Genomic DNA, 8,639 nt, shown 5'->3' on the forward strand with positions numbered 1-8,639 from the left:
CGCGGCCCTGGCCCTGACGGGCAATGCCTTCGCCCAGGACACCTCGTCCGAAAAGGGCAAGCTGAGCTATTACTTCGGTTACGACTACGGTAACAACCTCGCCGAACTCACCGCCCGCGGCGAGCAGCTGGACATCAACTCGGTGGTCAAGGGCCTGCAGGATGCCTACGCCAAGAAGCAGCCGTCGATCACGGCCGAGCAGTTGAAGCCGGCGGTCGAAGCCTTCCAGAAGCGTGAGCAGGGTCGTGCACAGGCCGCCAAGGCCGAATACGACAAGGCCGCGGCCGACAACAAGACCAAGAGCACCCAGTTCCTGGCCGCCAACAAGGCCAAGGCCGGCGTGCAGGCGCTGCCGAGCGGCGTGCAGTACCGCGTGGTTGAAGCCGGCAAGGGCGCCAAGCCGACCCAGGCCAGCACCGTGCAGCTGGAAGTCGCCGGTCCGTACCCGTACGGCACCCGACCGGCTGAAGCGCGTCCGGCGCAGCAGATTCCGTCGATCAAGGTCAGCGAAGTCGAAATGAAGGCCATGCGCGAAGTGCTCGTGCAGATGCCGGCCGGCTCGAAGTGGGAAGTCACCCTGCCGCCGGAACAGGCCTACGGTGCCGATCCGCGCACCCCGTTCCCGCCGAACGTGGCAGTGCAGTTCGAGATCAAGCTGGTCAGCGTCAAGTAATACGCGTTGCACCTCGAACGCGCCGGTGAATCACCGGCGCGTTTTTTTGTGTCCGCCGTGCCGCGCCACGTGTCCTTGGATGGACCGCAGAGACGGCCCGACACTGCCTGAAAACCGCGCAGATCCCGTGCATTCGCGCTACTGTTGCCCGGTGCATTCCCTGGCAGACCCCACGCATGCAATACCCACACCCTGCATCGGCATCTGTGCGCTGGATCGCGCCGGGCTGTGCACGGGCTGCCTGCGCAGCGTGGATGAAATCACCCGCTGGTCCACGATGACTCGACACCAACAGAACCATGTCATGCAGCACACGCTGCCGCTGCGCGAGCAGTTGCGGCAATCGCTGCGCGGCTCGCTGGCCGAACACGAGCGCCTGTTGCGCGCTCTGCACCCGCTGGACCAGCCGCCCACCGGCGATGGCTGGAACCGCAGCGAACTGATCGATCTGCTGCCGCCCGGTCCGCCGGTGGAAGCGGCGGTGCTGGCCGGCATCGTGCCACGCCCCGAAGGCGCACAGGTAATTCTTACCCGGCGCACCGAAACGCTGCGCCAGCACGGCGGGCAGGTGGGCTTCCCCGGTGGCCGCACCGAGCCGGACGATCGCGATGCGGTGGCTGCCGCACTGCGCGAAAGCGAGGAAGAAATCGCGCTGCCCGCCGACCAGGTGCAGGTGCTCGGCTATCTGGACCCGTTCGTGACCATCACCGGCTACCGGGTGATGCCGGTGGTGGCGGTGATCGACCCGGCCTTCGTGGCGGTGCCGCAGCCGGATGAAGTGGCCGAAGTATTCGAAGTGCCGCTGGCCTACCTGATGGATCCGGACAACCTGCGCCACGTGGACATCGAGCACCGCGGCCGTGTCCGCCACGTGCTGGAGTACGGCTGGCCCGGCCAGCGCATCTGGGGCGCCACCGCCGCCATTCTCTACAACCTGCGTCGCCGCCTGGAGCAGACCGAATGACCACCCCCCTCCCAACCTGGACCACGCTGGTGGATGCCGCCGATCTGGCCGCAACCCTGGGCCAGGCCGGCACCCGCGTGCTGGACGCGCGCGCCACGGCCAGTACCGCGGTGCGCGTGATGGACGCGCGGTTCGCGCTGGCCGATCCGCAGTCCGGTGCGCAGGCTTACGCGCAGGGGCATCTTCCCGGGGCGCTGCACGCCGACCTCAACCGTGACCTGGCCGACCTGACCAAGACCGGCCAGGGCCGCCATCCGCTGCCCGACAGTGACACGTTCGCCGCCACGCTGGGCCGCTGGGGCATCGCGCCCGATACCCAGGTGGTGGTCTACGACGCTGCGGACGGCAGCATGGCGGCCGCGCGCCTGTGGTGGCTGCTGCGCCTGATGGGCCACACCCGGGTGGCGGTGCTCGACGGCGGCGTGGCGGCCTGGCAGGCCGCTGGCCTGACGCTGACCACCGACCAACCGGTGGTGGAGCCTCTACCGCCCTATCCGGGCCGTTTCGATCGCGCCCAGATTGCCACGGTCGACGAAGTCGCCGCGCGGCTCAAGCATGCGCCGGGGTGGCTGCTGGACGCGCGCGCGGGCGAGCGTTTCCGCGGCGAAGTGGAACCGCTCGATCCGGTGGCGGGCCACGTCCCCGGCGCGGTCAACCGACCGTTCGCGTTGAACGTGGCAGACGGCCGCCTGCGTCCGGCGGCCGATCTGCGCGCTGCATTGCAGCCGTTGATCGGCACCCATGCCCCCGAACAGGTAGTGCTGATGTGCGGCTCGGGCGTCACCGCCTGCCACCTGTTGCTGGCGATGGAAGTGGCCGGCCTGCACGGCGCAAAGGTCTATGCCGATTCGTGGAGCGGCTGGGTCAGCGACGCCTCGCGCCCGGTCGCCACCGGCTGACGCCAGCCTCTGCCCGGCACACCGTCATGCCGGGCTCTGCCCGGCAACCCCGCCACCCGGCAACCCGACTCACCCCCGCAGTTCCTGCAGGGCCACCGCCGCCAACACCCGCGGCCATGGGAACAACGGGCCGGGATCGCGCTTGCGCGGCACCCGCCGATCCGGATCGTCGCTGGCCACTTCCTCGCGCGTGTCCAGCCACTCGTGCCCGGCGATGTACTGCAGGCCCGGCAAGGTCTGGCACAGGTGCTGCAGCAGGTCGATCAGCGCGGCGATCTGGGCATCGGGGTAGGGCTCGTCCATGGCCTGGTGGCGCGAATCCAGCCAGTGCGGGTAGCGCCCGCGGTTGACCAGCTCGATTCCGATCGAACGCGGGTTGTAGCCGCTGACATGGTGCGCCACCCGGTCCACCGCCACGTACTGCACGATGCGGCCGTCACGGTCGATGTAGAAGTGCCCGCTGTTTCCGCTGCCGCTGTCGTACAGCACACGCTCGCCGTACGCGCGCGCCATCGCCAGGTCGGGCAGTTCGGTGCAGTGGATCACCACCAGGTCGATCTGCGCCGGCGCGCGCGCCTGCAGGCTGTCCTGGTAGGGCAGGGGCTGCGGATCGATCGGTGGCGGGGCGCGGCCGGGCATGGCGCGATGCTAGCATTCCGCCATGAACGCTCAAATCGATTCCTGCGCGGTGCGTGCATGAGCCGCGGCCACTGCATCCTTTCCCACGGCTTTGAAAGCGGCCCGGACGCCACCAAGGTGACCGCGCTGGCCGAGGTCGCCCAGCGCCTGGGCTGGACCCATGAACGCCCCGATTACACCGACCTGGACGCCATGCGCGCGGTCAGCAGCGTGGGCGACGTGCGCGCCCGCCTGCAGCGGCTGCTCGACCTGGCCGCCGCGGCCGCCCCGCGCGGCCCGGTGGTGCTGGCCGGCTCCAGCCTGGGTGCCTACATCTCGGCGATCGCCTCGCTGCAGGTCCCCACCCGGGGCCTGTTCCTGATGGTGCCGCCCACCACCATGGGCCCGATGCCGGCCCTGGACGCGGCTGCGGTGCCCACCAGCGTGGTACATGCCTGGCATGACGAGCTGATTCCGGCCGCGCAGGTGATCGCCTGGGCCCAGGCTCGCTCGGCGCGGCTGCTGCTGGTCGATGACGGGCACCGGCTGAACAACCACGTCGAGGTGTCGGCGCGTGCGTTCGAGGAATTGCTGCTGTCGCTGTGACGGCGTACCAACCGGGACAGCGCACCGACCAACGCTCGGTACCTGCCGTGCCGTAGCGGCGCACCGATCGATGTTCGGTCCCCGCCGTTCGCTGACGGCGCAGCGACCTGACGTCGGCCCTACCCGGGATCCGGTGCCCCGGTCGCGCCGCCGGGGCGATCCTGCCCCGGTCACGTACAATGGCCCTCCTGGCGCCCGCGCCGGGCTGCTTGCCGTGCCCGAGGGCACCCCTTCTCCGCTGACCTGCGATACCGATCCTGTGAAATTCTTTGTTTCCTGCGCCAAGGGCCTGGAGTACCTGCTTGCCGACGAACTGTTGGCGCTCGGCCTGGACAAGGCCACCGCCACCATTTCCGGCGTCAACGCCGAGGGCGAACTGTCGCAGGCGCTGCGGGTGGTGCTCTGGTCGCGCCTGGCCAGCCGGGTGCTGTGGCCGCTGACCGAGTTCGACTGCCCCGATGAAGGCTCGCTCTACCAGGGCGTGTCGGCGATGGCGTGGGAGCAGCACATCAGCCCCGAGCTGACCCTGTCGGTGGACGCGCACGTGTCCGGGACCGAAATCACCCACGCGCGCTTTGCCGCGCAGCGGGTCAAGGACGGCGTGGTCGACAGCCTGCGTTCGCAGGGCCTGGAGCGGCCGTCGGTCAACACCGAATTCCCCGATGTGCGCATCAACCTGTCGCTGCGCAAGGGCCGGGCCACGATCTCGATCGACCTGGGCGGTGGCCCGATGCACCGCCGCGGCTGGCGCATGGCGCAGAACGATGCGCCGCTGAAGGAAAACCTGGCCGCCGCCGTGCTGCTGCGCGCCAACTGGCCGAAGATCCACCGCGAAGGCGGTGGCCTGCTCGACCCGATGTGCGGCAGCGGCACGCTGCTGATCGAAGGCGCCTTGATGGCCGCCGACGTGGCCCCGGGCCTGCAGCGCCACGGCAGCATTCCGCCGAGCCGCTGGCTGGGCTTCGACCGCGACGCCTGGAACAGCCTGATGGACGAAGCGCGCGCCCGCGAAACCGCCGGCCGCAGCGCTCTCAAGCAGGTCATCCACGGCAGCGACGTGGATCCGCACGCCATCCACGCAGCCAAGCAGAACGCCGAAACGGCCGGTGTGGCCCACGCGATCTGGTTCGGCGTGCGCGACATCACCGATGTGCAGGTGCCGCCGCAGGAAACCGGCTGCGTGGTCTGCAACCCACCCTATGACGAGCGCCTGGCCGCCGACGCGGTGCTGTACCGCCAGCTCGGCGATGCGCTCAAGCGCACGGTGCCGCAGTGGCGCGCCAGCCTGTTGTGCGGCAGCGCCGACCTGGCCTTCGCCACCGGTCTGCGCGCCAACAAGAAGTACCAGCTGTTCAACGGCGCCATCGAGTGCGCGCTGATCGTCTGCGACCCCATCGCGGTGCCGCAACGCGAGAACGCCGGGCAGCCGCGCGAGCTCAGCGAAGGCGCGCAGATGGTGGCCAACCGCCTGCGCAAGAACATCAAGAAGTTCAAGAACTGGCGCACCCGCGAAGCGATCACCTGCTACCGCGTCTACGATGCCGACCTGCCCGAGTACGCCGCGGCCATCGACGTGTACGAAGAAGACGCCGGCGCACGCCGCACCTTCCTGCACGTGCAGGAATACGCTGCACCGGCCACCATTCCCGACGTGGACGTACGCCGCCGCCGCAACGAGCTGCTGTCGGCCGCCCGCGAGGTGTTCCAGGTGCCGGCCGAGCAGGTCGCGCTGAAGTCGCGCGAACGCGGCAAGGGCGGCAGCAAGTACGGTCGTTTCGAGCAGCGCGGCGAATTCGTGCTGGTACGCGAGAACGACGCGCTGCTGCGCGTGAACCTGTTCGACTACCTCGACACCGGCCTGTTCCTGGACCACCGCCCGCTGCGCTGGCACATGGCCCAGGAGGCGATCGGCAAGCGCTTCCTCAACCTGTTCTGCTACACCGGCGTGGCCAGCGTGCAGGCGGCGGTGGCGGGTGCGGCATCGACCACCAGCGTGGACCTGTCCGGCACCTACCTGCAGTGGTGTGCCGACAACCTCGCCTTGAACGGCAAGGGCGGCAGCCAGCACCAGCTGATCCAGGCCGATGCCCTGGCCTGGCTGGAGGCCGAGCGGCACCGCTTCGATGTGATCTTCTGCGATCCGCCGACCTTCTCCAACTCCGCGCGCGCCGAAGACTTCGACGTGCAGCGCGAGCACGTGCGCCTGCTGCGCGCGGCCGTGGCGCGGTTGAGCCCGGAGGGCGTGCTGTACTTCTCCAACAACTTCCGCCGTTTCAAGCTGGACGAGGAAGCGATCAAGGAGTTTGCCGAGTGCAGGGAGATCTCCGCCGACACCATCGGCGATGACTTCGAACGCAATCCGCGCATCCACCGCGCATGGGAGCTGCGCCGCTACGGCGCCTGACGGGAAACGGCCGCATGGACGATCGCCACCTCCACGCCCACGGACTGCTGCTGCGTCCCTTCGAGGACACCGATGCCGCCGCGTTCGCCGCGGCGGTGCGCGAGTCGGCTGAGGGCATGCGGCGCTGGATGCCGTGGTCCTCGGTGGACTACAACGACGGACAGGCGTTGCAGTGGTTCCAGGCCTGCCGCGAGGGCTGGGCGGCGGGCACGGCGTACGAATACGGCGTGTTCGATCCGGGCACCGGTGCGTTTCTGGGCGGCGCCGGGTTGAACGCGATCCGGCACGATCACCGCTTCTGCAACCTGGGGTACTGGGTGCGGCAGGCGGGGCAGGGCCAGGGCGTTGCCACCCGCGTCGTGCAGGCGCTGGCGGCCCATGCATTCGGTCCACTGCAACTGCACCGGGTGGAGATCGTGGTGGCGGTGGGCAACCTGGCCAGCGAGCGGGTGGCGGTGAAGTCCGGTGCGCTGCACGAGTGCGTAGCCCGCAACCGGCTGGTCATCGACGACGTGGCCGCCCCGGCGCACGTGTTTTCGCTGGTTCCGTGACCGGGTAACCCCGTCGCGCCGGGCACAACCCGGCCGCCGGGGGACCGCGTAGAGCCGACCGTTGGTCGGCTACCGTCCGAGGAATATCGATTGCCGGGCAGAGCCCGGCGCTACCCGGCTGTCGGGGGGACCCCGTAGAGCCGACCGTTGGTCGGCTACCGCCCGCGGAATATCGATTGCCGGGCAGCGCCCGGCACTACGTGTCAGCGTGCGAGCAACGCCACCGCCAGCCCGATCACCGGCAATGTCCACGCCAACGGGGCGATCCAGCGCGGCCGGAACGGGTACAGGCCGAAGGCGATCAGCATGCCGCTGACCGTCATCGCACCCAGCCACAGCACTGGACCGGCGGCCCAGCCGTGGTCCCACACGCACAGCGCGAACGACAGCGTCAGCAGCGCCCAGCCCAGCCAACGCCACAGCCGCATGCGGGCCGGGCTGGCCGCGGCCTTGCCGTGCAGGTCCAGCTGGTGCTTGTCCATGGCCAGCGACAGCGCGGTAAAGGCCGAGAAACTCACGGTGAGGGCCAGCAGCATCATGCGTTGGCCTCCGCGTGCGCGCTTTCCTGCGCCTTGGCGGCCGCCGCCGCGGCAACCTGCCGCTTCTTCTTCTCCGCCGCGCTCAGCGCCGGCTGCCAGCGCTGCATGCGCAGCGCGCAGTACGCCAGCACCGCACCGAAGGCCAGCATCACCAGGTCGAACCCGGCCAGCACCCAGTCGCCGTTGCGCAGGGTCACGCCCAGGTGCGCGTGGGTGGTGAGGGCATTGATCACCGGGATCAACAGGAACATCGCCGCGCCCACGTACAGCTGCCACGCCCACATCAGCCGCTTGGGCCAGAGGAAGGCCGCCAGCAGGGCCGCACCCCAGGCGTAGAAGAACACGTTCACTTCGGCATCGGAACGTTCGGCCATCTGCACCGGCAGCAGCCGGTTGCCCCAGAAGTAGGCGGCGAAGGCGATCGGCAGGCCGGCGACCGCGCCGATGTTGAGTGCGTCCACCAGGCGCAGGCCGAACCCGATCTTTCCGCTCTTGGCATGCTTGGGGCGCTCCTTGACCGCCCACAGCACCACGCCGCTGGCCACCATCAGGCAGCCGATCAGCCCGGACAGGAAGAACAGGGCGCGCAGCCCCCAGTCGGCAAAGCGGGCCAGGTGCAGGCCGTACATCACCCCGCGGGTCTGGGTGGCGCCACCGGACAGCGGGCTGGCCTCGATCAGCGCGCCGCTCACCGCGTCATAGCGCAACGACGGCGTATCCACTGACAGCCGCTTGCCGTCGCGCTGGTACACGTCGATCACCGCATTGGCCGCACCCGGGTGGTACAGGGTGAAGCCACTCACCTGGGCGCCCTTCCACTCGGCACGCGCGGCATCCAGCAACTGCTGGATCGGCAGCGCGGTGGCCGTGCCTTCCGAGGGCGTCTCGATGTCGGCCAGGCGTGCGAAGGCCTCGCTGAAGAACGCATCCTCGTCCTTGGGGTAAGCCACGTTCACGCCCCACGGCAGGTACATGAACATCAGGGTGACGATGCCGGTGTAGGTGATCATCGCGTGGTAGGGCAGGGCCATCACCGCGCTGACGTTGTGGAAGTCCAGCCACGACCGCAGGCCCTTGTCCTTGCGGAAGGTGAAGAAGTCCTTGAAGATCTTCTTGTGGGTGATCACCCCGGTGATGATCGCCACCAGCATGAACATCGCGCAGAACCCCACCAGGTAGCGCGCCCAGTACACGGGGATGTAGTGCAGGTCGAAGTGCAGGCGGTAGAAGAAGTCACCGCCGCGGGTTTCGCGCGCGGCCACTTCCTCGCCGGTGCCGGGGTCCACGGTGGCATCACCGAAACGGCCACCGCCACGCCGCCGGCGCTTCTCGCCTTCCGCAGGCGGTTTGACCATCGATTCGGGATTGCGCCAGAACATCCGCAT

Annotated in this window: 9 protein-coding genes; 6 read left to right on the top strand and 3 right to left on the bottom strand. The window is 69.2% G+C overall.

Going from position 1 to position 8,639, the window contains the following annotated elements; all coding sequences use genetic code 11:
• The 3 genes from DBR34_RS20490 to DBR34_RS20500 all read left to right on the top strand — a co-directional run.
• A partial coding sequence (locus DBR34_RS20490) for an FKBP-type peptidyl-prolyl cis-trans isomerase (protein ID WP_146186902.1) occupies positions 1-673 on the top strand: 673 nt, incomplete at its 5' end.
• Between the two features lie 151 nt (positions 674-824).
• Positions 825-1,637, top strand: coding sequence for a CoA pyrophosphatase (locus DBR34_RS20495; RefSeq protein WP_258224208.1), 813 nt, complete (start codon positions 825-827; stop codon positions 1,635-1,637).
• Positions 1,634-2,536: a sulfurtransferase gene (locus DBR34_RS20500; protein WP_128098142.1), complete on the top strand. Its 903-nt coding sequence runs from the start codon at positions 1,634-1,636 to the stop codon at positions 2,534-2,536. The genes DBR34_RS20495 and DBR34_RS20500 overlap by 4 nt, the downstream gene beginning before the upstream one ends.
• Positions 2,537-2,605: 69 nt before the next feature.
• Here the strand turns inward: DBR34_RS20500 and DBR34_RS20505 are convergent, their stop codons facing one another.
• The gene (locus tag DBR34_RS20505) at positions 2,606-3,175 is read right to left on the bottom strand and encodes an N-acetylmuramoyl-L-alanine amidase (RefSeq protein ID WP_128098143.1); all 570 of its coding nucleotides are present in this window, start codon (positions 3,173-3,175) and stop codon (positions 2,606-2,608) included.
• Positions 3,176-3,232: 57 nt separating this feature from the next.
• On the opposite strand from DBR34_RS20505, the gene DBR34_RS20510 reads away from it, so the two are divergent.
• The 3 genes from DBR34_RS20510 to DBR34_RS20520 all read left to right on the top strand — a co-directional run bounded on the left by DBR34_RS20510 (position 3,233) and on the right by DBR34_RS20520 (position 6,715).
• Positions 3,233-3,760 (top strand): hypothetical protein, encoded by a 528-nt coding sequence (locus DBR34_RS20510; protein WP_128098144.1) that lies wholly within the window; start codon positions 3,233-3,235, stop codon positions 3,758-3,760.
• Between the two features lie 259 nt (positions 3,761-4,019).
• A complete protein-coding gene (gene rlmKL / locus DBR34_RS20515) occupies positions 4,020-6,164 on the top strand; it encodes a bifunctional 23S rRNA (guanine(2069)-N(7))-methyltransferase RlmK/23S rRNA (guanine(2445)-N(2))-methyltransferase RlmL (RefSeq protein ID WP_128098145.1) in 2,145 nt (714 codons plus the stop codon).
• Positions 6,165-6,178: 14 nt separating this feature from the next.
• On the top strand, positions 6,179-6,715 hold the full coding sequence (locus DBR34_RS20520) for a GNAT family N-acetyltransferase (protein WP_128098146.1): 537 nt from the start codon (positions 6,179-6,181) through the stop codon (positions 6,713-6,715).
• A gap of 203 nt (positions 6,716-6,918) precedes the next feature.
• Here the strand turns inward: DBR34_RS20520 and DBR34_RS20525 are convergent, their stop codons facing one another.
• Together DBR34_RS20525 and DBR34_RS20530 are read right to left on the bottom strand one after the other, a co-directional pair.
• Positions 6,919-7,254: a DUF3325 domain-containing protein gene (locus DBR34_RS20525; protein ID WP_128098147.1), complete on the bottom strand. Its 336-nt coding sequence runs from the start codon at positions 7,252-7,254 to the stop codon at positions 6,919-6,921.
• Positions 7,251-8,639, bottom strand: a 1,389-nt coding sequence (locus DBR34_RS20530) for a PepSY-associated TM helix domain-containing protein (protein ID WP_258224209.1), incomplete at its 5' end; no start/stop codon positions are given. The genes DBR34_RS20525 and DBR34_RS20530, both read right to left, overlap by 4 nt.

It is taken from the genome of Stenotrophomonas sp. HMWF003 (genome assembly GCF_003061285.1).
Lineage (GTDB): Bacteria > Pseudomonadota > Gammaproteobacteria > Xanthomonadales > Xanthomonadaceae > Stenotrophomonas > Stenotrophomonas maltophilia_AP.